Genomic DNA, 25,605 nt, shown 5'->3' with positions numbered 1-25,605 from the left:
TTTCTTTAGTGAAACAAACCATCGATTCCACGGACCCCCGATGACACACACTCGCCGCCTCGCCATCGCCGCTGCCGTCTCCCTGGCCGCCGCTTGCGCTTCCGGACTCGCCTGGGCAGACGCCTACCCCAGCAAGCCGATCACGCTGGTCGTTGCCTATCCGGCGGGTGGCGACACCGACGCCCTGGCGCGCCTGTACGCCGAAAAGCTCTCGGCCCGCGTCGGCCAGCCCGTGGTGGTCGACAACCGGCCCGGCGCCAGCGGCATCATCGGCAGCGCCTTCGTGTCGAAGGCCGCGCCCGACGGCTACACGCTGCTGCTCGCGCCCAGCACCTTCTCGATCGCGCAGTTGGTGCTCAAGACCGGCAGCACCTCGGGCTACGACGTGCTCAACGGCTTCACGCCGATCGTGCAGACCGGCAACCTGCCGCTGTTCCTCGTGGCCAGCGGCGCCAAGGGCTACACCGGCCTGAAGGACGCGGTGGCCGCGGCCAAGGGCGGCAAGTCGCTGAGCTATGCCAGCCCGGGCAGCGGCTCGCCGATGCACATCCTGGGCGAAATGTTCGCCCGCGCCTCGGGCACCAGCCTGGCGCATGTGCCGTACAAGGGCGTGGCGCCCGCCGTCAACGACGTGCTCGGCGGCCACGTGCCGGTGACCTTCATCACGCTCGGCCCGGTGGCGCCCTACATGCCCAACGGCAAGATGGTTCCGCTGGCCGTGGCCTCGCGCGAGCGCTCGCCGCTCGCGCCCAAGGTGCCGACCTTCGCGGAGCTGGGCTACAAGGACGTCGAGCTCACCGCCTGGAACGGCCTGTGGGGCCCGCGCAACCTGCCGCCCGAGATCGTGAAGACGCTCAACGGTCACTTCAACGAGATCCTGAAGATGCCCGACATCGTGGCGCGCATGGCCGTGCTGGGCACCACGCCCGTGGGCGGCGACGCCGACGTGCTGGCCAAGACCAACGCCGCCGACTTCGCGCGCTTCGGCAAGGTCATCAAGGAACTCGGCATCCAGGCCGACTGAACTTCACCTCACTCCACCCGACGTGACGCCCGCCATGACCGACCTCAAAGCCATCGCCGATCCCTCCAGCCTGCAGGCCCTGCTGGCCGAGATGCCCGCCAACCTGCTGGCCGGCCGCCGCGTGCTCGTGACCGGCGGCGCGCGTGGCCTGGGCCTGGCGTTCGCACAGTGCGTGGCCGCGGCGGGTGCGAGCGTGGTGCTGGCCGACATCCTCGGCGAGCTGGCCGAGACCGAAGCCCAGGCGCTGCGTGATGCCGGCCGCACGGCGCACGCGCTGGCGATCGACCTGTCGGACCCGGCCTCCATCGAGGCGGGCGCCGCCGAGGCGGTGCGCCTGCTGGGAGGCCTGGACGGCCTCGTCAACAACGCCGCCATCACCAACTCGGGCGGGCGCGATGCGCACCAGCTCGAGATCGACATGTGGGACCGCGTGATGAACGTCAACGTGCGCGGCAGCTGGCTCATGGGCCGCGCTTGCCGCCCCGCGCTGGCGGCCAGCGGCCGTGGCGCCATCGTCAACCTCGCGTCGGACACGGCGCTGTGGGGCGCGCCCAACCTGCTGGCCTATGCCTCGAGCAAGGGCGCCGTCATTTCCATGACGCGCTCGCTGGCGCGCGAATGGGGCGGCGACAACATCACGGTGAACGCCGTGGCGCCCGGCCTCACGCTGGTCGAGGCCACCGAGTACGTGCCGATGGCGCGCCACCAGAAGTACCTCGAAGGCCGCGCCATCCCGCGCGAGCAGCAGGCGGCCGACGTCTGCGGCGCGACCGTGTTCCTGCTGTCCGGCCTGGCGCGCTTCGTCACCGGCCAGCTGCTTGCCGTCAACGGCGGCTTCGCGATGCACTGAACCCGTCACCACCGACCGAATTTCCCGACCAAGGAGTAGACCCATGAGCGATTTGTCCGAACAGCAGAAGATCAACAACACCCTGGCGCAGCCCGAGGGCAGCAACCTGGCCGAGTGGATGAACACCCGCATCGCCCGCTACGAAACCCGCAAGTACGACTGGGACGCGCTGAAGTTCCAGGCCGACTTCGACCCCAAGTTCCGCCGCGCGCAGATGCGCTACGTGGGCACCGGCGGCACCGGTGTCGCGGCCGACACCAACACCGTGCCTTCGGAGCACTTCACCTTCTCGACCATGGTGATCCCGGCCGGCCACGAAGGCCCGCCGCACATCCACACCGACGTGGAAGAGGTGTTCTTCCTGATTCGCGGCAAGCTCAAGGTCGTGATCGAGAAAGACGGCGAGCGCTTCGAGACCATCATGACCGACCGCGACCTGATCTCGGTGCCGCCCGGCGTGTACCGCGAAGAAATCAACATCGGCGACGAAGACGCGCTGATGTGCGTGATGCTCGGCGCCAAGAAGCCGGTCACGCCGACGTACCCCGCCGACCACCCGCTGGCCAAGATCAAGCGCTGAGCGAGCGAGCAAGCGAGCGAACAGGCCATGAGCACCGTCGACATCTCCGCGCAGACCCTGCCGGCTTCCGAGCTGGCGCGGCTCGACGCGCGCTTTCCGGCCCGCGACGTCGCGGTGGGCGGCGGCGCGGTGGTGTCGGTGCGCGAATGCGGGCAGGGCCCCGTGATCGTGTGCCTGCACGGCATCGGCTCGGGCGCGGCCTCGTGGCTCGACACCGCGGCGCTGCTGGCGCCGCAGGCCTGCCTCATCGCCTGGGACGCACCGGGCTACGGCCGCTCGACGCCGCTGGCCTCGGCCGCGCCGACCGCCGCCGACTACGCCGCACGGCTTGAAGAAATGCTCGATGCGCTGTCGATCCGCTCCTGCGTGCTCGTCGGCCATTCGCTGGGCGCCATCGTCGCCGCGTCGGCCGCCCGCAGCGAGTCGAGCGCCAGTGAGCGCATCCGCCGCCTCGTGCTCGTGAGCCCCGCCATCGGCTACGGCGCCGCCGCGCGCATCGACGCCCGCGCCAAGGTGCGCGCCGAACGCCTGGCCACGCTCGACGACCTCGGCATTGCCGGCATGGCCGCCAAGCGCGCGGGCCGGCTCGTGTCCGACGGTGCCTCCGAGCACGCCCGCCAGTGGGTGCGCTGGAACATGGCGCGCCTGAACGACCACGGCTATCGCCAGGCCGTCGAGCTGCTGTGCAACGCCGACCTGCTGGCCGACCTGCCGCCGCCGATGCCCGTGCGCGTGGCCTGCGGCGCGCTCGACGTCGTCACGCCGCCCACCGCCTGCGAAGAAGTCGCACGCCGCTGCGGCGTGCCCCTCGAATTGGTGGACGATGCGGGTCACGCCGGCTATGTGGAGCAACCGCAGGCCGTCGCCGCCTTGCTGCGCGAATCGCTCGCCGGCTGACCCGACACGAACAAGACAACCGAGAGGAATTCCAGAATGGCCACCGACAACGAAGTGATGGAAGAGGGCGCAGACCGCTACAACGTGCCCGCGCTGGAACGCGGCCTGCGCGTGCTGTGCGAGTTCAGCCGCGAGAGCCGCACGCTCTCCGCGCCCGAGCTGGCGCGCCGCTTCGACCTGCCGCGCTCGACCGTCTTCCGCCTGCTCACCACGCTGGAGAACATGGGCTTCCTCGAGCGCGCCGAGGGCGGGCGTGACTACCGCCTGGGCCTGGCCGTGCTGCGCCTGGGCTTCGAATACCTGGCCTCGCTGGAGCTCACGCAGCTGGGCACGCCGCTGCTCAACCGCCTGTGCGACGAGCTGCGCACGCCCTGCAACCTGGTGGTGCGCGACGGCCGCTCGATCGTCTACGTCGCCAAGGTGGCGCCGGCCACGCCCTTCGCCAGCTCGGTCACGGTGGGCACGCGCCTGCCGGCCCACGCCACGGTGCTGGGCCGCATCCTGCTGGAAGACCTCACGCTGCCGCAGCTGCGCGCGCTGTACCCCGAAGACAAGCTCGAGACCTTCTCGCCGAGCACGCCCAAGACGGTGAACGAACTGTTCGACATGGTGCAGGCCGACCGCCAGCGCGGCTATGTGCTGGGCGAGGGCTTCTTCGAATCGAACATCTCGACCATCGCCGCGCCGGTGCGCGACCACAGCGGCCACATCGTGGCGGCGCTGGGCGCCACCATCACCTCGGGCCACATCGACGAGAACCGCATGGACGAGATGGTGCAGCGCGTGCGCGGCACCGCCGACGAGATCTCGGGCCTGCTCAATTACTCGCCCGCGCGCACCAGCAAGGTGGTGCCGCTGCGCAGCGCCTGACGACTGATTTCCGAACGATCATGACGACCCTCGCCCCTTCCTCCTCTTTCTTCGCCGCCGACGCACTGGCCGGCCGCGTGGCCGTGGTCACGGGCGGGTCGTCGGGCATCGGCCTGGCCACCGTCGAGCTGCTGCTCGGCTGCGGCGCCGCCGTGGCGCTGTGCGGGCGCAACGCCGAACGGCTCGATGCCGCCGTGGCCGGCCTGCGTGCCCAGTACCCCGACGCCAAGCTGTTCGCGCAAACCTGCGACGTGCTGGACGCCGCCTCGGTGCGCGCCTTCGCCGCCGCCAGCGAGGCCGCGCTCGGCCCGGCCTCGATGCTGGTCAACAACGCAGGGCAGGGGCGTGTCTCCACCTTCGCCGACACCGACGACGCGGCCTGGATGCAAGAGCTGAACCTGAAGTTCTTCTCGGTCATCCACCCGACGCGCGCCTTCCTGCCGCAGCTCACGGCGCAGCGCGCGGTGCTGGGCGATGCCGCCATCGTCTGCGCCAACTCGCTGCTGGCGCGCCAGCCCGAGCCGCACATGGTCGCCACCTCGGCCGCGCGCGCGGGCCTGTTGAACCTCGTGCGCTCCATGGCCACCGAGTTCGCGCCGCAGGGCGTGCGCGTCAACGGCATCCTGATCGGCCTGGTCGAGTCGGGCCAGTGGCGCCGCCGCTTCGAGGCGCGCGAAGACAAGTCGCAGGACTGGGCCGCCTGGAGCCGCCAGCTCGCCACCACCAAACACATTCCGCTGGGTCGCCTGGGGCTTCCGACCGAAGCCGCGCGCGCGATCCTTTTCCTTGCTTCACCGCTCGCGTCGTACACGACCGGCAGCCACATCGACATCTCCGGAGGCCATTCCCGCCATGCATAACCCCAACAACACCGTCACGGTCGGCGCCGTCGTCGCCGCCTTCCTCGAGCAGTGCGGCGTCAAGGCAGCCTTCGGCGTGATCTCGATCCACAACATGCCGATCCTCGATGCCTTCGCGCAGCGCGGCACGGTGCGCTTCATCTCGGCGCGCGGCGAAGCCGGCGCGGGCAACATGGCCGACGCCTATGCGCGCTCCACCGCCAGCCTGGGCGTGTGCATCACCAGCACCGGCCCGGCCGCGGGCAACATCGCGGGCAGCATGGTCGAGGCCCTGACCGCCGGCGCGCCGCTGCTGCACATCACGGGCCAGATCGAGACGCCGTACCTGGACAAGGGCATGTCGTACATCCACGAGGCGCCCGACCAGCTCACCATGCTCAAGGCCGTGTCGAAGGCCGCGCTGCGCGTGCGCAGCGTCGAGACGGTGCTGGGCACGCTCAAGCGCGCGGTGCAGCTCGCCATGACGGCGCCGACCGGCCCGGTGAGCGTGGAGATTCCGATCGACATCCAGTCGGCGCTCACGACCATGCCGGCCGACCTGTCGCCGCTGCCCATCGAGCGTCCCGTGCCTTCGGCCGCCGGCCTCGATGCACTGGCCGCGCGCCTGGCCACGGCCAAGCGTCCGCTGCTGTGGGTCGGTGGTGGCGCCCGCCATGCGCGCAGCGCGATCCAGCGGCTGCAGAAGCTGGGCTTCGGCGTGGTCACGACCACGCAGGGCCGCGGCACGGTGCCCGAGGACGATGCCGGCTCGCTCGGCGCCTACAACATCCAGAAGCCGGTCGAGGCCTTCTATCAAACCTGCGACGCGATGCTCGTGGTCGGTTCGCGCCTGCGTGGCAACGAGACGCTCAAGTACGAACTGAAGCTGCCGCGCCCGCTGTACCGCATCGACGCCGATGCCGCCGCCGAAGGCCGTTGCTACGCGTCCGAGGCATTTGTCTGCGGCGATTCCGCGCTGGCCCTCGACGGCCTGGCCGACCGCCTCGAAGCCGCGAAGTACCAGGCCGACCCGCAGCTGCTGGTCGACCTGCGCGCCGCGCACGACCAGGCCGTGGCCACGCTGCGCGACGGCCTCGGCCCGTACGCCGAGCTCGTGCGCCAGCTGCAGTCGGTGGCCGGCCGCAAGTTCAACTGGGTGCGCGACGTCACGGTGTCCAACAGCACCTGGGGCAACCGAGAACTGCGCGTGTTCGAACCCAGCGCCGGCGTGCACGCCACGGGCGGCGGCATCGGCCAGGGCATGCCCATGGCCATCGGCGCGGCCATCGGCGCGGCGGTGACGGGCTCGGGCCGCAAGACCTTCTGCCTGGCCGGCGACGGCGGCTTCATCCTGAACCTGGGCGAGCTGGCCTGCATGGTGCAGGAGAAGGCGCCCATGGTCATCGTGCTCATGAACGACAAGAGCTACGGCGTGATCAAGAACATCCAGGACGCGCAGTACGGCGGCCGCCAGTGCTACGCCGAGCTGCACACGCCCGACTACGACCTGCTGTGCAAGTCGATCGCGCTGCCGCACGCCCGCGTGAAAGACCTGGCCGACCTGCCGGCGCAGCTGGACCAGGCGCTCGCCGCCGACGGCCCGTTCCTGCTGGAGATCGACATGCTGTCGATCGGCGGTTTCAAGACCAGCTTCGCCGGCCCGCCGACCAACACGGTCACGCAGATTCCCGCGCTCGGCGCGGCCAAGTGAGCGAACGCGGAGCCCCACGCATGACCACTGCCATCACGCGCATCGCCCTCGTCGGCTGCGGAGCCATCGGCACCTCGGTGCTCGAACTGCTGCGCGGCGATCCCGCCCTGAAGGTGGTGGCCATCGTCGTGCCGGCCGAAGGCATTGCCGCCGCGCAGAAGGTCGCCCCTGGCGCGCAGGTGGGAAGCGCCGTGCCCGCCGACGGCATCGACCTCGTGGTCGAGACCGCCGGCCATGCCGCCATCGAAGAGCACGTGCTGCCCGCGCTGGCGCGCGGCACGCCCTGCGTGGTGGCCTCGGTGGGCGCGCTGTCGGCCACGGGCTTCGCCGAGAAGCTCGAAGCCGCCGCCGTTGCCGGCCGCACGCAGGTGCAGCTGATTCCCGGCGCCATCGGCGGCATCGACGCGCTGGCCGCGGCCCGCATCGGCGGCCTGGACAGCGTGCGCTACACCGGCCGCAAGCCGCCGCAGGCCTGGAAGGGCACGCCGGCCGAGCAGGGCCGCAACCTGGACACGCTGGCGCACGAAACCATCATCTTCGAAGGCAGTGCGCGCGAAGCGGCCTTGCTCTATCCGAAGAACGCCAACGTGGCGGCCACCGTGTCGCTCGCGGGCCTGGGCCTGGACCAGACGCTGGTGCGCCTCATTGCCGACCCGGCCACCACCGAGAACGTGCACACCGTCGAAGCCGAAGGCGCCTTCGGCAGCTTCGCGCTGACCATGCGCAACAAGCCGCTCGCGGCCAACCCCAAGACCTCGGCCCTGACCGTGTACAGCGCCGTGCGCGCGCTGCGCAACCGCGTCGCGGCCCTTGCCATCTGAGCCACCCCATGATCTCCACCGAACTCCTTCCGATCTGCATCGCCGGCGAATGGCGCCTGGGCGGCGGCGACGTCTACGAAAGCCTGTACCCTGCCACCGGCGAACCCATCGCGCGCCTGAAGGCGGCAAGCCTGGCCGACGTCGAAGAAGCCATCACGCGCGCCGACCACGCCTTTCGCACCAGCGGCTGGGCCCAGCGCCTGCCGCACGAGCGCGCCGCGGTGCTGCACCGCGTGGCGCAGCTGATCCGCGAAGAGGGCGAGTCGCTGGCGCAGAAGCAGCGCCTGGACAACGGCAAGCCGATCAGCGAAACGCGCAACCTCGTGGCCAGCGCCGCGGGCACCTTCCAGTTCTTCGCCGCCGCGCTCGAGACGCTCGAAGAAACCATCACCCCCTCGCGCGGCGCCTTCGTCACGATGAGCGTGCACGAGCCGATGGGCGTGGTCGCGGCCATCACGCCGTGGAACTCGCCCATCGCCAGCGAAGCCCAGAAGCTGGCGCCCGCGCTGGCCGCCGGCAATGCGGTGGTCGTGAAGCCCGCCGAAGTCACGCCGCTCATGGCGCTGGAACTGGCGCGCATCTGCGAGCAGGCCGGCGTGCCCAAGGGCATCGTCAGCGTGCTGCCGGGCAAGGGTTCGGTGATTGGCGACGCGATCACCAAGCATCCGCTGGTCAAGCGCGTGTCGTTCACCGGCGGCACCACCACCGGCAAGCACATCGCCCACATCGCGGCCGACAAGATGATGCCGGTGTCGCTCGAACTCGGCGGCAAGTCGCCCACCATGGTGCTCGACGACGCCGACCTCGACCATGCGGTGAACGGCGTGCTCTACGGCATCTTCAGTTCGTCGGGCGAGTCGTGCATCGCGGGCTCGCGCTTGTTTGTCGCGCGCGGCATCTACGACGAGTTCCTCACGCGGCTGGCCGAAGGCGCCAATGCGCTGCGCGTGGGCGACCCGGCCTCGGAGCGCACGCAGATGGGGCCGCTCATCACGGCCAAGCACCGCGAGGGCATCGAGCGCTACGTGGACCTGGGCGTGTCCGAAGGCGGGCGCATCCGCACGGGCGGCGTGCGCCCGCACGGCGCCGGCTACGACAAGGGCTACTTCTACCAGCCGACGATCCTCGAAGGCCTGACCAACAACGCCCGCATCAGCCAGGAAGAAATCTTCGGCCCGGTGCTGGTCGCGATGCCCTTCGACAACGAGGAAGAATTGATCGCGCAGGCCAACGACAGCGTCTACGCGCTGGCCGCGGGCGTGTGGAGCCGCGACTTCAAGCGCGCCTGGAAGCTGGGCCGCGCGGTGCAGGCTGGCACGGTCTGGGTCAACACCTACAAGCAGTTCTCGGTCTCGACGCCGTTCGGCGGCTGGCGCGACAGCGGCCTGGGCCGCGAGAAGGGCCGCGAAGGCATCTTCCAGTACATGGAACAGAAGAGCATGTACTGGGGCACCAATGAACAACCGCTCCCGTGGGCGAACTGAACAGGAGCACACGATGAGCGTACTTGGCATCGACCAGATCACCTACGGCGCGGACGACCTGCCCGCCTGCCGCCAGTTCTTCCAGGACTGGGGCCTTTCACTCACGTCCGAAGCCGCCGACGAACTCGTCTTCGAGTGCCTCAACGGCTGCAAGGTGGTCGTTGCGGCGTGGGACAAGCCCGGCCTGCCGCCCGCGATGGAAGAGGGCCCGACGCTGCGCGAAGTGGTGTGGGGCGTGGAAAGCGACACCGACCTGGACCGCTACGCCGCCGCCATCGCGCAAGACCCGGCCTTCGTCGACACCACGGTCGACGGCGCGCGCCGCATCGGCTGCACCGACCCTAACGGTCTGGCCGTGCGCCTGCAGGTCAGCCGCAAGCGCGCGGTCGAGGTCGACTGCGGCGCCATGAACACCTGGAACGCCAAGCCGCGCGTGAACCAGCCCGCACCGATCTACGAACGCGCCACGCCGATCGAGGTCGGCCACGTCGTGTTCTTCGTGAGCGACGTGAAGGGCACGAGCGCGTTCTATGCGCAGCGCTTCGGCTTCGTGTCGTCCGACGGCTATCCGAACCGCGGCGCCTTCATGCGCTGCGCGCCCGAGGGCGGCCACCACGACCTGTTCCTGCTGCAGATTCCCTCGGGCAAGCGCGGGCTCAACCACGTGGCCTTCACCGTGCGCGACATCCACGAGGTGTTCGGCGGCGGCCTGCATTTTTCACGCTGCGGCTGGGACACCCAGCTGGGCCCGGGGCGTCACCCGGTGTCGTCGGCGTACTTCTGGTACTTCAAGAACCCGGCCGGCGGCCTCATCGAGTACTACGCCGACGAAGACCAGCTCACGGCCGACTGGCAGCCGCGCGAGTTCGAACCCGGCCCGACCGTGTTCGCCGAATGGGCGGTCGACGGCGGCCTCGATGGCCACACGCGCCGGCAGAAGAACGCCGAAGGCCCGAAAGGTGCTTTCCTGACCGAGAAGAAATGAATCCGGTGACCCTCATGCAACGACGTTTCTCCTTCTCCCTGCTGGCCGCCGCGACGCTGGCCATCGCCTTGCCCGCGCACGCACAGAGCGATGCGCACAAGCAGCTGTCGAGCGACCGCTTCACCATCGTCTCGCCATTCCCGCCCGGCGGCCCGGTCGACACGCTGGCCCGCATCCTGTCCGATGGCCTGGCCAAGCGCTACGGCCAGGCGGCGGTGGTCGAGAACATGGTGGGCGCGGCGGGCAACATCGGCATCGACAAGGTCAAGCGTGCGAAGGGCGACGGCCACACGCTGCTCGTGGTGCCGGCCGGCAACCTCACGATCAACCCGACGCTGATGCCGAACTTCCCGTTCAACATCGAGAAGGACTTCGTGCCCGTCACCATGCTCGCCAAGGCGCCCAACGTGCTGGTGGCGTCGCCGGCCTCGGGCATCAAGAGCGCGAAGGAACTGGTGGCGATGGCCAAGGCCAAGCCCAACACGCTGTCGTACGCCTCGCCCGGCGTGGGCAGCGGCCTGCACCTGGCGGGCGAGCTGTTCAAGCAGCAGGCCGGCATCGACCTGCTGCACGTGCCCTACAAGGGCACGGCACCCGCGCTCAACGACGTGCTCGGCGGCTCGGTGCCGCTGATGTTCAGCAACCTGCCCGCGACCATGCCCTTCATCAAGAACGGCAAGCTCGTCGCGCTGGGCGTGACCGAAGCCAAGCGCAGCGCCGCCGCGCCCGACATCCCCACGCTGGCGGAGCAGGGCATCCAGGGTGTGACCGTGACCTCGTGGTACGGCCTGCTGGCCCCCAAGGGCACGCCGCCGGCCGTGGTCGAACAGCTCGCCAAGGACGCGGCCGAGATGCTGGCCCAGCCCGACGTGCGCGAACGCCTGAAGGCGCAGGGCATGACCGACGCGGCCATGAAGCCCGCCGAGTTTGCTGCCCACATCCGCGATGAGACGGCCGTCTGGGCCCGGATCATCAAGGCCCGCAACATCGTGGCCGAGTAAGCCGCACGCAAGAACAAAGAGAGACAGAGACCATGCAGACAAATGAATCCACCATCGGCATCGTCGGTGCCGGCATCGGCGGCCTGGTCGCCGCCATCGCACTGCGCCGCGCCGGGCACGACGTGGTCGTTTTCGAGCAGGCGAAACAGTTCGCCCGCGTCGGCGCCGACATCAACCTCACGCCGAACGCCGTGCGCGCACTCGACGGCCTGGGCGTGGGCGACGCCGCCCGCGTGACGGCGGCGCGCCCGTCGCACCGCATCAGCCGCACCTACGACAGCGGCGAAGAAACCTCGCGCCTCGAGATGGCCGACTCGGCCGAGCAGCGCTACGGCGCGCCGCAGCTCACCATCCACCGCGCCGACCTGCTGGCCGCGCTGGCCGACATGTTCCCGGCCGAGCGCGTGGCGCTGGGCAAGCGCGCCGAGACCATCGCGGCCGACGACAGCGGCGTGACCCTGTCGTTCAGCGACGGCACCAGCGCCCGCGTGGGTGCGCTCATCGGTGCCGACGGCATTCACTCGGGCGTGCGCACCGCGATGTTCGGCGCCGAGAGCCCGCGCTTCACGGGCATCGTCGCCTACCGCGCCGTGGTGCCCGCCGAGCGCGTGGCCGGCGTGCCCAACCTGGGCGCCTTCACCAAGTGGTGGGGCCCGAACCCGCAAAGCCAGATCGTCACCTTCCCGCTGAACCGCGGCAAGGACATCTTCATCTTCGCCACCACGCCGCAAGACACCTGGCACCTCGAGTCGTGGACCGCGCCGGGCAGCGTCGACGAACTGCGTGAGCAGTACGTGGCCTACCACCCCGAGGCGCGCGCGCTGCTCGACGCCTGCGACACGGTGCTCAAGACCGCGCTGTACGAGCGCGACCCCATGCCCGCCTGGGCGCAGGGCCGCATGGCACTGCTGGGCGATGCCGCGCACCCGATGCTGCCCTTCATGGCGCAAGGCGCCGGCATGGCCATCGAAGACGCCGTGGTGCTGTCGCGCCACCTCGACGGCGTGGCCATGGCCGGCATTCCCGCCGCATTGCAGGCCTACCAGACCGCCCGCATTGAGCGCGCCAGCCAGGTGCAGCTCGGCTCGCGCGGCAACAACTGGCTGCGCGAAGGCGGCAACGCCGACTGGGTGTACGCCTACGACGCCTGGGCCGTGCCGCTGGGCGTGCCGGCGCAGGGCGCTGTCGCTGCCGCTGCCTGAAATTTTTCCCCTCGCTTACGGAGGCTCACGATGCAACAAGACCGCTTTCTCCAACCGCACCAGGCGCGCCAGCGCCCCGCGACCACTTACGAAGACCTGCTGGGCGACGTGATCGAACGCGCCTACGCCGACGGCATCCATGACCTGCCGGGCCTGGTGCAACGCCTGAACGACAGCGGCCTGGCCACGCCGGGCGGCCTCGCATGGACCGAGGCGCTGTACCGCAAGGAAATGGCCACGCTGGCCGCCTGAGGAGAACCACCATGACCATCGCCATCCATCCCGTTCCCGCCGATCCGGTCGACCACCTGCTCGAGATCGGCCTGAAGGACCTCTGGTACCCGATCTGCCCCTCGCACTTCATCAAGGAGAACCCCATCTCCCTGCGCCGCCTCGGCCGCAAGATCGCGCTGTGGCGCGACGGCGAAGGCGTGCTGCATGCGCTGGAAGACCGCTGCCCGCACCGCGGCGCGCCGCTGTCGCAGGGCGTGGTGCTGGGCGACCGGCTCTCGTGCCCGTACCACGGCGTCGAAGTGCGCCACGACGGCGTGGTCACGCGGGTGCCCGGCAGCCCGGGCTGCAAGCTCGAAGGCTCGCGCGCCACGCGCCACTTCCATGTGCAGGAGCGCGCGGGCGCCGTGTTCCTCTACAACTCGAAGGAGCCGGTCGACGTGCCGCCGCCGCTGGTGCTGCCCGAGCAGCTGACCGACGAGGCCGAGTATTCGAACTTCCTGTGCTACACGGAGTGGAAGGGCGACTACCGCTACGTGCTGGACAACGTGATGGACCCGATGCACGGCACCTACCTGCACAAGCAGTCGCACTCGATGGCCGAGGGCGACTCGAGCGCCAAGTTCGGCGTGCGCCCGACCGACATCGGCTTCGTGTTCGAGAAGGAAGGCCAGCGCAACGTCAACTTCGACTGGACCGAGTGGGCCGACACCGGCATCCACTGGATGCGCCTGGAGATTCCGTACCCGAAGACCGGCGGCCCCGGCGGCAACTTCATCATCATCGGCGCCTTCTCGCCGATGGCCAACGGCATGACCGCCACCTTCTTCTGGCGCGCGCGCAAGCTGTCGCCGGGCTGGGAGCGCGACACCTGGCGCTTCCTTTACAAGAACCGCCTCGAGGCGCGCCACTGGCACGTGCTGGAGCAGGACCGCGTGATGCTCGAAGAGATGGAAGCCGACGCCAACCAGCACGAGAACCTGTACCAGCACGACCTGGGCATCGTCCGCCTGCGCCGCCACATGCGCAACCTCGCGCAGGCGCAGCTGGCGCAAGCCGAGGCCGCCACGGCCTGAACTGCAAGCAAGCAAGTAAGCAAGCGAGCATCGCCATGTCTTCTCCCACGCTGAACGCCCTCGTGCACACCATGCGCTACGAGGCCGACGGCATCGTCAGCGTCGAGTTCCGGCCGGCCACGCCGGCGGTGGACTTTCCCGCCTTCGAGGCCGGCTCCCACATCGACCTGCACCTGCCCAACGGGCTGGTGCGCAGCTACTCGCTGTGCAACCCTTCGAGCGACCGCCAGCGCTACGTGGTGGGCGTGCTCAACGACCGCAAGAGCCGCGGCGGCTCGCGCTACGTGCACCAGCAGCTGCGCGTGGGCATGACGCTGCCCATCTCGGCGCCGCGCAACAACTTCAAGCTGGAAGAGGGCGCCGAGCGCTCGGTGCTGGTGGCCGGCGGCATCGGCGTGACGCCCATCTGGTGCATGCTGCAGCGGCTCATCGCCATCGGCCAACCGGTCGAAATCGTCTACTGCGCGCGCACCCGCAAGGAAGCCGCCTTCTGCGACGCCATCGAGGCGCTGGCCACCGAGAAATCGGTGCAGCTCACCTGGCACTTCGACGACGAGAAGGGCGCGCCGCCCGACCTCGCGTCGCTGCTGGCCGGCAAGGGCGCCACCAGCCACTACTACTGCTGCGGCCCCACGCCGATGCTCGACGCCTTCGAAAAGAGCTGCGAGCAACTGGGCTACGCCAACGCCCACATCGAACGCTTCGCCGCCGTGCATGTGGAGGCGCCCAGCGCCACGCAGACCTGCGTGGTGCAGTGCGCCAAGAGCGGCAAGAGTGTCGAGGTGCCCCCGGGCAAATCGATTCTCGACAGCCTGATCGACGCTGGCCTCAACCCCGACCACAGCTGCAAGGAAGGCGTCTGCGGCGCTTGCGAAACGGCGGTGCTCGAGGGCGAAGTCGATCACCACGACGGCATCCTCACCAAGATCGAACGTGCGTCCAACAAGACCATGATGATCTGCGTCTCTCGCTGCAAGGGCGAGCGGCTGGTGCTGGATATCTGAGCAACAAGGCCACAACCGACAAGACGGCCGAGAAGAAAACCAACCGAGACATTCAATGAAAAAGTACTTGATCGCGATGGCTGCGGCCACCGCGGCTGGCGGAGCGCTGGCCCAATCTTCCGTGACGCTGTTCGGCGTCGTCGACGCCTCCGTGATCTACACGCGCGGCAGCGGCAACGGATCGGCCCACAAGACGCAGCTGGGCAACAGCGGCAACATGTTCAGCCGCCTCGGTTTTCGCGGCACCGAAGACCTCGGCGGCGGCTACTCGGCCAACTTCTGGCTCGAGATGGGCCTGCAGAACGACAGCGGCACGGGCTTTCCGTCGAACTCCAACAACCAGGCCAGCGGCAACGGCACGCCCGGCGTGCTGAGCTTCAACCGCCGCTCGACCGTGAGCCTGGCCGGCCCCTTCGGTGAAGTGCGCCTGGGCCGCGACTACGTGCCCGCCTTCTGGAACACCGCGATCTTCGACCCCTTCGGCACCGGCGGCGGCATCGGCGCCAACCAGATCTACTTCTCGGGCCTGGGCGGCCTGGTGGCGCCCACCGGCACGCGCGCCTCGAACAGCATCGGCTACTTCCTGCCGGCCAGCCTGGGCGGCTTCTACGGCCAGGTGATGTACGCGATGGGCGAGAACGATTCGACCTCGGTGCTGCCCGGCACCCAGGTGTCGAACAAGCGCGACGGCCAGCACACGGGCGCGCGCTTCGGCTACCAGAGCGGCGGCCTCAACGTGGCACTGGCCACCGGCCGCACGCGCTACGCCGCCGGCGACCTGCGCGTGACCAACCTGGGCGCGTCCTACACCTTCGATGCGGCGCTCATGAACCTCAAGCTCACGAGCGAGCTGTACAAGGAATCGAAGGGCAGCACCGACGCCAAGGGCGTGCTGGTCGGCTTCCAGCTGCCCATCGGGCCGGGCGAGATCAAGGCCTCGTACGCACGCTACAAGCTGGAGCCCGCCAACGCGGTGCGCGAGCCCACGACCTCGAAGCTGGCCATCGGCTACGTGCACAACCTGTCCAAGCGCACGGCGGTGTACGGCACCATCGCGCGCATCAGCAACAAGAACGGTGCGACGCAGGCCCTGGCCGGCGCCATCACCATGCCCAACCGCGCCTCCAGCGGCGTCGAGTTCGGCATGCGGCACATGTTCTGACGCGAAGGGGCCGGCATGCGCGCAACCCCCGTCTGGCCGCAGGTGCGGCGCCTCGCGGCGCTGGCCCTCGGATCGCTGCTCGTGGCCGGCTGCGCCGGCATGTCGCCGACCGCGCCGCCCGCGCCCGGCCAGCTGCTGCTGGCCAGCCCCGACAAGCTGCACGGCTTGCCCGACGCAGGGCGCAACTGGGTCATGTCGTACGCGTCCACCACCTTCGACGGCGCCAACGCGGTGGTCGTCGGCCAGGTGGCGCTGCCGCGCACGCCCGCGCCCGCCGGAGGCTATCCCGTGATCGCCTGGGCCAACGGCTCGACCGGGCTCGCGCCGCAGTGCGCGCCCTCGCTGGTCGTCAACCGCGAGCGCGATGCCTTCCTCAACGCCTGGGTGCAGCAGGGCTATGCCGTGGTGCGCACCGACTACGCGGGGTGGGGCGCCTTCGGGCCCGTGCCCGACCTGCACAGCCGCAGCAACGCCGAGAACCTGGCCGATGCCGTGGCGGCCGCGCACGCACTCGACGGCGTGAAGCTGCGCCCCGACTGGATCGCCGTGGGCCACAGCAAGGGCGGCGGCGCCGTGCTGTGGGCCGCCGGCCTGCCGGACCGCAGCGCGGGCCGCTACCCGCTGCGGGCGGCCATCGCCATCGCGCCCACGGGGCCCGGCGTGCTGCGGTTCATGGACAGTGTGGTGCGCGGCGAAGCGGTGGCCGTCCCGGCGCTGCCCTTCGTGTCGCTGACCGTGATGAGCGCCAAGGCGATGAACCCGGCCATCGACGTGCAGGCCATGACTTCGCCCGCGCTGCGCCCGCACCTCGACGCGATGGGCTCGGCCTGCCTCTCGGGGCTGTTCGCGATGCCGCCGCTGCCGCCGGGCCCGTACCTGAAGCCCGGCGCGGCGTACGACGCGATGGCGCGGCTGCTGGCCGCGCAGGATGCTTCGTCGCTCACGATGCGGGTGCCCGTGTCGGTCATCCAGGGCGAGAAGGACGAGACGACGGTCACGCCCGACACCACGGCGGCGATGGTGCGCAGCCTGTGTGCGCGCGGCGCGACCGTGCAACTGAAGCAGTACGCCGGACAGACCCACCGGTCGGTCATCGGCGCCTCGCAATCCGACGCGTTCGGATTCGCCCGAACGGTCCTCGACGCAGGCAGGCCGGCGAGCGACTGCCCCTGACGCCGCGCCGGCCCCGTGCAACCCACCTGAGAAGAATCCCATGTCATCCAAGGCCATGCGCTGGTACGGGGTCGTCACCCTGTTCGTGATCGTCGCGATCTCCTACGTCGACCGCATCAACATCGCGGTGCTGATCACCGATGCGGCGTTTCTGAAGCACGTGGGCATCGACGCCGCCGACCGCGTGAGCCAGGGCCTGCTGGCCACGGCCTTCATGCTGGGCTACGGCATCTCGGCCTTCGTGCTCACGCCGTTCTGCTCGGCGCTGTTCGGCGTGCGGCGCAGCCTGATCTACGGCCTCGTGCTGTGGGGCGTGGTGACCTGGGCTTCGCCGATGTTCCACAGCTACGGCATGCTGCTGGCCTCGCGCGTGCTGCTGGGCGTGTCGGAAGGGCCGCTGTTCTCGCTGGCTTCGTCGTACATCAAGGCGCACTTCCAGAGCCACGAGAACGGCAAGCCGAACGCGCTGGTGAACATGGGCACGGGCCTGGGCCTGGCGGTGGGCTATCCGCTGGTGGGCTACCTGCTCACGCAGTTCGAGTGGGACAGCTCGTTCCACGTGCTGGGCGTGCTCAACATCGTGCTGGGCATTCCGCTGGTGCTGGCCTTCGTGCGCATGCCCGCGGGGCACGGCGACGGCATCAAGCCTTCGTCGCTCGGCGATGCGATGTCGCGCGTGGCCGGCATCGTGAAGGGTGCGCTGCACACGCGGCACCTGTTCCTCATCACGCTGCTGACCTCGGCGGCGCTGGCCTACCTCTGGGGCAGCAGCAACTGGCTGCCGACCTACCTGCGCGAGGCGCGCGGCTTCTCGCTGCGCGAGATGGGCTGGATCGCCTCGCTGCCGCAGTACGCCACGGTGCTCGCGGTGTTCACGGGCGGCGTGCTCATCGACAAGCTGGGGCGCGACCGCGTGCCCTTCATCTTCATGGGCGCGAGCGCGGGCGTGGCGCTGTCGGTGCTGCTGGCCATCAATGCGCGCGACCCGTACATGGCCGCGACTTGCCTCGTGGCGGCGAACTTCTTCTGGGGCCTGCAAAGCCCCGCCATTCCAAGCACCGTGCAGCACTGCTCGCGGCCCGAGCACACGGCCAGTGCCTTCGGCGTGACCAACGGTGTGGGCAGCCTCGTGGCGGGCTTCATGCCGGCGCTGATGGGCGGCGTGATCACCGCGGTGTCGCACGGTGGTGGCGCAGCGCACACAGCGGTCACCGCGGCCTCGTCGGCGGCGGGTTTCTTCGCGGGCTTTGCGCTGCTCATCGGCACGCAGGTCGTCGTGTTCGCGTGCGGCTTTCTGCTGTGGTGGCGCGAGCGCGCGCAACGCACTGCTGCAGTCTCTGGTTCACAGCTTTCGTAGCCTTCGCCGCGGCTTGAACCTTCGTACTGTGGCCGCTTCGTCACAGTGAAGGCCCCGAGTTTTTGTCATCTGCGTGAGCAGGTGTTTCGGTCGCAGAACCATCTTCGTATCGCATGGCACGCGTCGCGTGCCATGACGCCATTCGGCCTATCGCGCGCGAACAATTGGAGAGAGAAAAGTTCCGCGGATCGTTGAGCTCATTGCATCGATCAGCTACAACTGCGTGCACTTCAACGGACGAGGGAATGCGCGTGAAATCAACCACAAGAGCCGCAGCCAGTCTTGCCGTCGCCATCGCTTTCGCCATGGCCCCGGCCGTTCACCCGACGGGTGAACGCATCGCGTCGATGCACGGGCACTGAGCCCGGCCCGCGACACCCCACCGCGTTCACACGCTCCCCCCACACCCCGCGTCTTGACGGGAATGGCGCCGCTCGCCCCGCGCATCCTGGGACCACCGCAGCACGTGCGGTGCGGTTCGGCCTGAGCCTGCGTTCCTGACGAACGGTTTGTTCGCCGGGAGGGCGCTGTGCTGCCCGCATTTCCTGTTGATCTGTCGTTCCACTCATCCCGCGCGCGTCACGCGCATCGCCGGCTATCCGCCGGTGCCTGCGGTGCGGCGCATGTTCCTTACCAAGAGTACCCAGAGGCGATCATGAAATCACTGAATACACCTGTCGTTCATTGCCTGGCCCTCACGGCCGTGACCCTTGCCGCGCTGACGGCCTGCGGCGGCGGCGGAGACAGCGGCGGTGGCGCATCCTTCGGCGGCTCCGGCCTGAGCGCGCCGTCGCTGGCCAACGCGCCCGCGGCCGACGGCGGCGACACCACCAAGAAGACCCCCGACGACGGCGTGCCCACCGCACGCGATTCGGCGGCGGCTGCGGTCGATCGTTCGGCCCGGCCGATGGAGTTGCCCGACACGGTCTGGCCCGTGAACTACAAGCTGTGGTTCCGCCCCGATGCGGCGCTCAAGACCTTCGTGGGCCGCGCCGACGTGGAGATCGACGTGCTCCAGCCGGTCGACGCCATCGTCGTCGCCGCGCACGACCTCAACTTTGCGCGCGGGCGAACCACGCTGCGCAAGGTGTCCAAGCCGGGCGAAGCGATCCCGCTGATTCCCACGCCGCAGACGCGCGGCGACTTCGTGCAGCTGCGCCTGAACGACGGCCAGATCGCCAAGGGCAAGTACCTGCTGCACATGGAGTGGGACGGCAAGATCCAGTTCTCCGACGCCGAGTACTGCACGCCGGACGTGATGGCGAAGAACCCGCTGTGCTCGGCCGCATCGGGCATCTTCAAGGTGGGCCTTTCCACGCCCGAGGGCGTGAGCAGCGACGCCATCGTGACGCAGGGCGAAACCAACTTCGCACGCCAGTGGTTCCCGGGCTGGGACGAGCCGGCCTTCCGCCACACCTTCGAGATCTCGGCCGAGGTGCCGGGCGACTGGAAGACCGTGTCCAACGGCGCGCAGACCGAGGCCGTGAAACTGCCCGACGGCTACCAGCGCGTGGCCTTCGAGAAGACGCCTTCGATGCCGATGTACCTGGCCTTCTTCGGCGGCGGCAAGTTCGACATCCTGGCGGACACCTTCAAGAACCCGCTCGACGGCAGCGACATGGCGCTGCGCTGGTTCACGCCGCCGGGCCGCTCCGACTGGGCCAAGTTCGCGATGGAGTGGACCAAGGTGTCGATGGACTACTACTACAAGTACACCGGCATCCCGCTGCCCTTCAAGAAATTCGACACCGTGGCCGCGAACGACAGCTACGACAACAAGCCCAACACCGGCTTCGGCGGCATGGAGAACTGGGGCTCCATCTTCGAGTTTGCCGACGCGGTGCTCACCAAGCCCGGCGACAAGCCCACGCTGTACTCGGTGACCGTGGTCACGCACGAGGTGGCGCACCAGTGGTTCGGCGACCTCGTCACGCTCGACTGGTGGGACAACGTGTGGCTCAACGAATCGTTCGCGCGCTGGTTCGAACGGCGCACCACGATCAAGTTCCACCCCGAGTACTACAGCTTCTCCGACTACGTGCTGGACAAGCACAACGTGATCGTAGCCGACCTGAAGCCCTCGGCCGTGCCGGTGCAGCGCAACCTGAACGACGCGGGCTCGTTCGGCTTCATCAGCCCGTCGATCTTCGTCTACAACAAGGGCAGCCACGTGCTGGAGACCATCCAGAACTACATCGGCGAAGAGGCGATGCAGAAGGGCCTGCAGATCTACCTGAAGGACTACGCCTTCGGCAACGTCACGCCCACGCGCCTGTGGACCTCGCTGGAAAAGGCCACCAACAAGAAGGTCAGCGACATCGGCGACAGCCTCATCCGCCAGACGGGCGTGCCGCTGCTCACGGTGGACGCGCAGTGCGCCGGCAACCGCACCTACGTGAACATCACGCAGGAGTCGTTCCCCAACCAGAACCAGTTCCCGGCCTCGACGTGGACCATTCCCGTCACGCTGGCGTACGGCGACGCGATGGAAAAGCGCGAGACCTTCGTGATGTCGAACAACGCCACGCAGGTCGAGCTGCCGGGCTGCACCGCGGTGCTCGCCGGGCCGACGGGGCAGGACTACTACGTGAGCAACTACAGCGCGCAGTCCTGGAGCAACCTGCTGGCCAAGGTGCAGAACTTCGCGGGCAACAAGCCGCTGCTGCTGAACATCGAGCGCGATGCCTTCCGCCTGCTGGGTGTGGGACGCATCACGCAGGCGCAGTACGACCAGATCAAGGGCGTGCTCAACCTGCCGGCACCGCTGCTCGCCAAGACGCAGCTGAGCCAGCAGAAGATGGCAGTGGTGGAAGCGGGCGGCAAGGAAGAGTACCCGCACGCGCTGCGCTTCCAGGGCAACCTGACGCTGCGCGAGAACCAGAAGCGTTGAGTCGGAGGGCACCGAGCCTTCTTTCGTGAACCTCGCATGCGCCGCCCGGCGGCGCATGCGTCACCTCATTCGAACCTCATGAAAACTCTTCTGAATTTCTTTCTGGCAGTGGCCTGTGTGTCGCTGCTCTCGGCCTGCGGCGCACGCGGCGGGCCCGAGACCGAACTGGTCGGCGTCTACGCCGTCGAGCGCAACGGCGTGCTCAAGGAGGTCGTCAAGATCGAGCGCGACGGCGACCGCTACGTCCTGCGCGACAAGGTGCGCACGCCCGAGTGGAGCGAACCCAAGATGCAGCTGCAGCCGGTGACGCGCGAACGCTGGAGCCGCATCACCACGGACACGGAGAACACGTCCTTCGTCGGCATCTCGAGCGACCAGCTCGGCATCTTCAAGGTGCCGCCCGGGTGGCAGAAGAACGGTTTCAAGACGCAGACGGGCTACTTCCTGTTCTATTCGCAGGGGCCGGTGGAAGCGCACAAGCTCTGATCGGCCACCAGCACCACGACAGCGCCCAGCGTGCGCAGGGCACTGGGTGCTCCCCGCAGCGAAATCAAGGAGGAGGGCGAAGCCCGGGGGACATTCGCGGAGGGGAGTACCCGGTGTCCTGCGCACGTGCCCCGAACGAGAGGACCTGGTTACGGCGCAACGATCGCGCCTTCGATGCGGTGACGCTTCAATGCATCAGCGACAAAACCAGAAGCCTTCATTTCTTCGACGAAGGAGGCAAGCAGCGCCTGCGCCTCCGCCCCGCGACTGGCCGGCGTCCCCATCGCCTGCTGGATCACCATGAAGCGCCCCGGCAGCACACGCACGCCTGGTGCGCGGGCTGCTTCACCTTCGAGCAGCTGGCGGATGCCCGCCGCCACCTCGACCTCGCCTGCGCGCAATGCCGCGAGCGCAGGGCCAGCGCCCTGAAGACGCACGATCTCGGCCGCCTTGATCTCGCGCGTGAGGAACAGGTCGTAGGCGCTGCCCGAGCCGACCGAGATGCGATGGCCTGCAGCATCGACCTGCGCGTTGTCGGTCAGCGCAGAGGATTCAGGCACGAGGTAGCTGCCCTCGATCAGCACGTAAGGTGCCGTGAAGCGAAGGCCTTCGCTGCGCGCCGGATCGACCGCGAAGAAACCGATATCGGCCTTCTCGTTCTTCACCGCGTCCACCGAGGCCGCTGCCTTCTCGAACACCACCAGCTCGATGCCCACGCCAAGGCGCCGCGCGAACTCGCGGGCCAGGTCGATCGACACGCCGACGGGCTCGCCCGTGCTGGCGTCCTTGTTGGCCAGGATCGGGTTGCCGAGGTTGATCGAGGCGCGCAGCGTGCCGCTGGGCGCGAAGGCGGTCACGAGGGCGGAAGAGGGCGAAGTGGTCATGGCGTCCGTTCGTCGGGAAGGAGGAAGGAGGGGATGAAGGCCGCCAGTTTACGGGCCGTGAGGCCGCAGCTCAGCGAGCCGAGATGGGCTCCAGCCCCGTCTTCGCGATCGTCGGCGCCGCGGCTGGGGCGTTGAGGTAGCGGATCAGCTGGCGCGCCGCATCGGGCTGCTTCGAGGCCGTGGCGATGCCGGCCGAGAACACCGTCACGCGCTGCACCTCCGCGGGCAGCGGGCCGATGTAGTCGATGCCCTCGATGGGCAACAGCTCGCTCACCTGCTGCAGGCCGAGGGCCGCGTCGCCGCGCGCCACCACCGTGCCCACGCGCTCGCTCAGGATGCGCTTGCTCTTGGGCTTGACCTGCTCCTCGATGCCCAGCTTCTTGAGCAGCTCGGTCTCGTAGTAGGTGCCGCTCGCACTCGCCGAATAGGCGATCGACGGCGCCGCGAGCAGCGTGCGCTTGAGTGCGTCGACCGTGCCGATGTCCGGCTTGGGCGCGCCCTTGCGCACCGCGAAGCCGATCGACGAACGCACCAGGTCGACCTGGCTGCCCGCCACCACCTGGCCCTGCGCCACCAGCGCATCGAGCGCGGGGCGGGCCAGGATCACGACGTCGGCCGGCTCGTTGCGCCCGAGGCGGCTGGGAATCGAGTCGGTGGCATTGCCCATCGACGCGCCGTAGGCCGTCTTCACGCTGCGGCCGGTGCTGCGCTCGAAGCCGGGGCGCAGCTCGTTGTAAGCGGCGGTGAAGCCGCCGGAGGTCATGACGTGGATGTCGCCTGTGGCGGCGGGTGGGGTGCCACCACCGAGGTTGGTGCAACCGGCGAGCGCGAAGGAGGCGGCCAGCGCCAGGGCGGCGCGGCGGGTCAGGGCGGAACGGGGGAAGGCGAAGGCGGTCACGGCGTGTGTCTCCTGAAGATCGTGCCGTGCCATCGTAGGGGCCGAGGCTGTCAATCGGCCTTCAGGAAATTCGGGGTTACTACTAGCGCGAGGGCTTGGGCGGGTCCGCGTCCTTGGCGGGCGCAGCCGCCGCCGGCAAGCGCCCCCGCTTCGCCAGCCCTTCGCGCAGCAGGAACTCGACCTGCGCGTTCGCGCTGCGCAGCTCCTGGGCCGCCAGCCGCTCGATCTCGGCCCACAGGGCCGGATCGATGCGCAGCGGGTAGGACTTCTTACCGGGACTGGCCATCAGGGAACAACGACGTGGCGGCGGTGAACAGGGGCCGTGGATGCATCAGGTATAGAGCGTGCCCGTGTTGACCACGGGCTGGGTTTCGCGGTCCGAGCACAGTACCACCAGCAGGTTCGACACCATCGAGGCCTTGCGCTCGTCGTCGAGCACGACGAGGTTGCGCTCCGACAGCCCCTTGAGGGCGGCCTCGACCATGCCCACCGCGCCCGCCACGATCTGGTGCCGCGCGCTCACGATGGCCACCGCCTGCTGGCGCCGCAGCATCACCTGCGCGATCTCGGGCGCGTAGGCCAGGTGGGTGAGCTTGGCGTCGAGCACCTCGACGCCGGCGCTGGCAAAGCGCTGGTTCAGCTCGGCTTTGAGCGCATCGGCCACCACGTCGAGGCCGGCGCGCAGCGTGACCTCGTCGCTCTGCAGGTCGTCGCCGCTGTCGTAGGCGTAGAGCGTGGCCAGGTGGCGGATGGCGGCTTCGGACTGGATGGCGACGAACTTGTTGTAGTCGTCGATCTCGAACACGGCCTGCGCCGTGTCGTGCACGCGCCAGACCACGGCCGCGCCGATCTCCACCGGGTTGCCGCGCTTGTCGTTGACCTTCAGCGGCGGCGTGTTGAGGTTGCGCGCGCGCAGCGAGATCTTCTGGCCCGACTGGAACGGGTTGGTCCAGCGCAGGCCCTCGCTGCGGTCGGTGCCCTGGTACTTGCCGAAGAGCGTGAGGATGATGCCCTCGTTGGGCTTGAGCATGTACAGGCCCGGCAGCAGCGTGACGCCGACGACGATCAGCAAGATGCTCAGGGGCAGCGGCATCATCCGCCGCACGAGAACCCAGGCGCCGACCGCAAGGATCAGCAGCGCCACGGCAACGATGCCGTATCCGTTGACGGACCGGTACGGCCGCTCCCTGCGGACCGGGCGAGGGATGGACGGGGTCTGCTCGTGCATGAAGGCCTCCTGTTGAAAGTGATATCACTCTAATATCTTTTTGGAGGTCGTCAAGGATTTCTTTCGCCCAGCCTTCGCAGGTTCGGCCGCGTCCCGCAGGCACTGCGCAAACTGTGCGACGAGGGGCGGGCTGGCGCGTGGCTTGCGCTGCAGGAGGCCGATCTCGCGATGGAACGTGGCCTCGCCGAGTGACAGCATGCGCACGCCCGGCGGCAGCGGCAGGTGGGCCTCGACCCACGGCACGAGCGCAACGCCCAGGCCCTTGGAGGCCAGGTGGATGAGCCCGGAGATTTCGTCGACCTCGATGGCGTCGCTGACCACGAGGCCTTCGCGCTGGAGGAATCGTTCGACCATGCGTCCGCCGAACGATGCGCGGTCGTAGCGCAGGAACGGCTGTTCCTGCAGCAGGGTGCGCCAGTTCCTGCCCGGCACGCTCGCGGGGGCAATGAGCACATAGGGCTCGCGCACCAGGGTCTGCCAAGTCAGCTCGGGAAGAATGCCGAAAGGCGGCCGGATGATCACGGCCGCATCGATGCTGCCGGCGTCCAGGTCGTCCATGAGCCGCATCGACACGCCGGGCGAGATGTGCACGCGCAGCAGGGGGAAGCCGGCGCGCAGTTTTTCGAGCGCCCGCGCCACCAGTGTCGGCTGCGCGGACGCAATGGCGCCGATGCGCAGCAGCCCGGCGTTCGCAGCGTCGTCGGGCAGCTCGCCGAGCTTGGCGTAGAGGCCGCAGATTTCTTCCGCCCGTCCCAGCGTGGTCTCGCCCGCCGCATTCAAGGTGGCAGAGCGGCCCGTGCGATCGAAGAGCTGGAACCCCAGGGATTCCTCGAGCCGCTTGATCTGGCTGCTGACGGCCGATTGCGTGAGGCCGATGCGCTCTCCCGCCGCGGCGAATGTGCCGTGGCGACACACGGCGATGAAGGTTCGAAGCTCGGTGATCATTCGGGAT

At 69.0% G+C, this 25,605-nt stretch carries 25 protein-coding genes; 20 read left to right on the top strand and 5 right to left on the bottom strand.

The window, feature by feature from the left end; genetic code table 11:
• The first annotated feature begins 40 nt into the window (after positions 1–40).
• The 20 genes from AC07Q9_RS11850 to AC07Q9_RS11755 all read left to right on the top strand — a co-directional run bounded on the left by AC07Q9_RS11850 (position 41) and on the right by AC07Q9_RS11755 (position 21,643).
• Complete coding sequence (locus tag AC07Q9_RS11850; RefSeq protein WP_495309526.1) at positions 41–1,024, top strand: Bug family tripartite tricarboxylate transporter substrate binding protein; 984 nt, start codon at positions 41–43, stop codon at positions 1,022–1,024.
• Between the two features lie 34 nt (positions 1,025–1,058).
• Entirely contained in the window at positions 1,059–1,874 is an 816-nt protein-coding gene (locus AC07Q9_RS11845) for an SDR family oxidoreductase (protein WP_492743894.1), read from the top strand.
• Positions 1,875–1,917: 43 nt separating this feature from the next.
• Positions 1,918–2,454, top strand: coding sequence for a cupin domain-containing protein (locus AC07Q9_RS11840; protein ID WP_495309525.1), 537 nt, complete (start codon positions 1,918–1,920; stop codon positions 2,452–2,454).
• 27 nt (positions 2,455–2,481) lie between these two features.
• The gene (locus AC07Q9_RS11835) at positions 2,482–3,351 is read left to right on the top strand and encodes an alpha/beta fold hydrolase (protein ID WP_492685434.1); all 870 of its coding nucleotides are present in this window, start codon (positions 2,482–2,484) and stop codon (positions 3,349–3,351) included.
• Between the two features lie 36 nt (positions 3,352–3,387).
• Entirely contained in the window at positions 3,388–4,221 is an 834-nt protein-coding gene (locus AC07Q9_RS11830) for an IclR family transcriptional regulator (protein ID WP_070060330.1), read from the top strand.
• Positions 4,222–4,241: 20 nt separating this feature from the next.
• Positions 4,242–5,081, top strand: a complete 840-nt coding sequence (locus AC07Q9_RS11825; protein WP_495271539.1) for an SDR family oxidoreductase — start codon at positions 4,242–4,244, stop codon at positions 5,079–5,081.
• A complete protein-coding gene (locus AC07Q9_RS11820) occupies positions 5,074–6,771 on the top strand; it encodes a thiamine pyrophosphate-binding protein (RefSeq protein WP_062474586.1) in 1,698 nt (565 codons plus the stop codon). The genes AC07Q9_RS11825 and AC07Q9_RS11820 overlap by 8 nt, the downstream gene beginning before the upstream one ends.
• A gap of 20 nt (positions 6,772–6,791) precedes the next feature.
• The gene (locus AC07Q9_RS11815; RefSeq protein WP_495309522.1) at positions 6,792–7,592 is read left to right on the top strand and encodes an aspartate dehydrogenase; all 801 of its coding nucleotides are present in this window, start codon (positions 6,792–6,794) and stop codon (positions 7,590–7,592) included.
• Positions 7,593–7,600: 8 nt separating this feature from the next.
• Complete coding sequence (locus tag AC07Q9_RS11810; protein WP_495309520.1) at positions 7,601–9,076, top strand: aldehyde dehydrogenase; 1,476 nt, start codon at positions 7,601–7,603, stop codon at positions 9,074–9,076.
• A 13-nt stretch (positions 9,077–9,089) separates the two neighbouring features.
• Positions 9,090–10,061 carry a VOC family protein gene (locus tag AC07Q9_RS11805; RefSeq protein WP_495309518.1) on the top strand — a complete coding sequence of 324 codons (972 nt, stop codon included), beginning with the start codon at positions 9,090–9,092 and terminating at the stop codon, positions 10,059–10,061.
• A 14-nt stretch (positions 10,062–10,075) separates the two neighbouring features.
• Positions 10,076–11,062 carry a Bug family tripartite tricarboxylate transporter substrate binding protein gene (locus AC07Q9_RS11800; RefSeq protein ID WP_495309991.1) on the top strand — a complete coding sequence of 329 codons (987 nt, stop codon included), beginning with the start codon at positions 10,076–10,078 and terminating at the stop codon, positions 11,060–11,062.
• Between the two features lie 32 nt (positions 11,063–11,094).
• The gene (locus tag AC07Q9_RS11795) at positions 11,095–12,264 is read left to right on the top strand and encodes an FAD-dependent monooxygenase (protein WP_495309517.1); all 1,170 of its coding nucleotides are present in this window, start codon (positions 11,095–11,097) and stop codon (positions 12,262–12,264) included.
• Between the two features lie 30 nt (positions 12,265–12,294).
• Positions 12,295–12,516, top strand: a complete 222-nt coding sequence (locus AC07Q9_RS11790; protein ID WP_062474598.1) for a recombinase-like helix-turn-helix domain-containing protein — start codon at positions 12,295–12,297, stop codon at positions 12,514–12,516.
• Positions 12,517–12,527: 11 nt separating this feature from the next.
• The gene (locus tag AC07Q9_RS11785) at positions 12,528–13,571 is read left to right on the top strand and encodes a Rieske 2Fe-2S domain-containing protein (protein ID WP_492735729.1); all 1,044 of its coding nucleotides are present in this window, start codon (positions 12,528–12,530) and stop codon (positions 13,569–13,571) included.
• A gap of 35 nt (positions 13,572–13,606) precedes the next feature.
• Positions 13,607–14,575 (top strand): PDR/VanB family oxidoreductase, encoded by a 969-nt coding sequence (locus AC07Q9_RS11780; RefSeq protein WP_489057088.1) that lies wholly within the window; start codon positions 13,607–13,609, stop codon positions 14,573–14,575.
• Between the two features lie 55 nt (positions 14,576–14,630).
• Positions 14,631–15,737, top strand: coding sequence for a porin (locus AC07Q9_RS11775; protein WP_495309515.1), 1,107 nt, complete (start codon positions 14,631–14,633; stop codon positions 15,735–15,737).
• 15 nt (positions 15,738–15,752) lie between these two features.
• Positions 15,753–16,910, top strand: coding sequence for an alpha/beta hydrolase family protein (locus AC07Q9_RS11770; protein ID WP_495309513.1), 1,158 nt, complete (start codon positions 15,753–15,755; stop codon positions 16,908–16,910).
• A 40-nt stretch (positions 16,911–16,950) separates the two neighbouring features.
• Positions 16,951–18,267, top strand: coding sequence for an MFS transporter (locus AC07Q9_RS11765; RefSeq protein ID WP_495299704.1), 1,317 nt, complete (start codon positions 16,951–16,953; stop codon positions 18,265–18,267).
• A 655-nt stretch (positions 18,268–18,922) separates the two neighbouring features.
• Positions 18,923–21,157, top strand: a complete 2,235-nt coding sequence (locus AC07Q9_RS11760) for a M1 family metallopeptidase (RefSeq protein ID WP_495309511.1) — start codon at positions 18,923–18,925, stop codon at positions 21,155–21,157.
• A 78-nt stretch (positions 21,158–21,235) separates the two neighbouring features.
• Positions 21,236–21,643, top strand: coding sequence for a hypothetical protein (locus tag AC07Q9_RS11755; protein WP_492678501.1), 408 nt, complete (start codon positions 21,236–21,238; stop codon positions 21,641–21,643).
• Positions 21,644–21,792: 149 nt separating this feature from the next.
• Here the strand turns inward: AC07Q9_RS11755 and AC07Q9_RS11750 are convergent, their stop codons facing one another.
• The 5 genes from AC07Q9_RS11750 to AC07Q9_RS11730 all read right to left on the bottom strand — a co-directional run bounded on the left by AC07Q9_RS11750 (position 21,793) and on the right by AC07Q9_RS11730 (position 25,598).
• Positions 21,793–22,527 carry a transporter substrate-binding domain-containing protein gene (locus tag AC07Q9_RS11750; protein ID WP_495309509.1) on the bottom strand — a complete coding sequence of 245 codons (735 nt, stop codon included), beginning with the start codon at positions 22,525–22,527 and terminating at the stop codon, positions 21,793–21,795.
• Positions 22,528–22,597: 70 nt separating this feature from the next.
• On the bottom strand, positions 22,598–23,425 hold the full coding sequence (locus AC07Q9_RS11745) for a substrate-binding domain-containing protein (RefSeq protein ID WP_495309507.1): 828 nt from the start codon (positions 23,423–23,425) through the stop codon (positions 22,598–22,600).
• Positions 23,426–23,507: 82 nt separating this feature from the next.
• Entirely contained in the window at positions 23,508–23,711 is a 204-nt protein-coding gene (locus AC07Q9_RS11740) for a type II toxin-antitoxin system antitoxin (protein ID WP_062474617.1), read from the bottom strand.
• 45 nt (positions 23,712–23,756) lie between these two features.
• Positions 23,757–24,653 carry an SPFH domain-containing protein gene (locus AC07Q9_RS11735; RefSeq protein WP_307693867.1) on the bottom strand — a complete coding sequence of 299 codons (897 nt, stop codon included), beginning with the start codon at positions 24,651–24,653 and terminating at the stop codon, positions 23,757–23,759.
• 24 nt (positions 24,654–24,677) lie between these two features.
• A complete protein-coding gene (locus AC07Q9_RS11730; protein ID WP_495309989.1) occupies positions 24,678–25,598 on the bottom strand; it encodes a LysR family transcriptional regulator in 921 nt (306 codons plus the stop codon).
• Positions 25,599–25,605: the final 7 nt, after the last annotated feature.

It is taken from the genome of Variovorax sp. GW821-FHT09A10 (genome assembly GCF_059418385.1).
The sequence above is the reverse complement of the archived record's forward strand: the minus strand, read 5'-3'. Positions and strand labels throughout refer to the sequence as shown.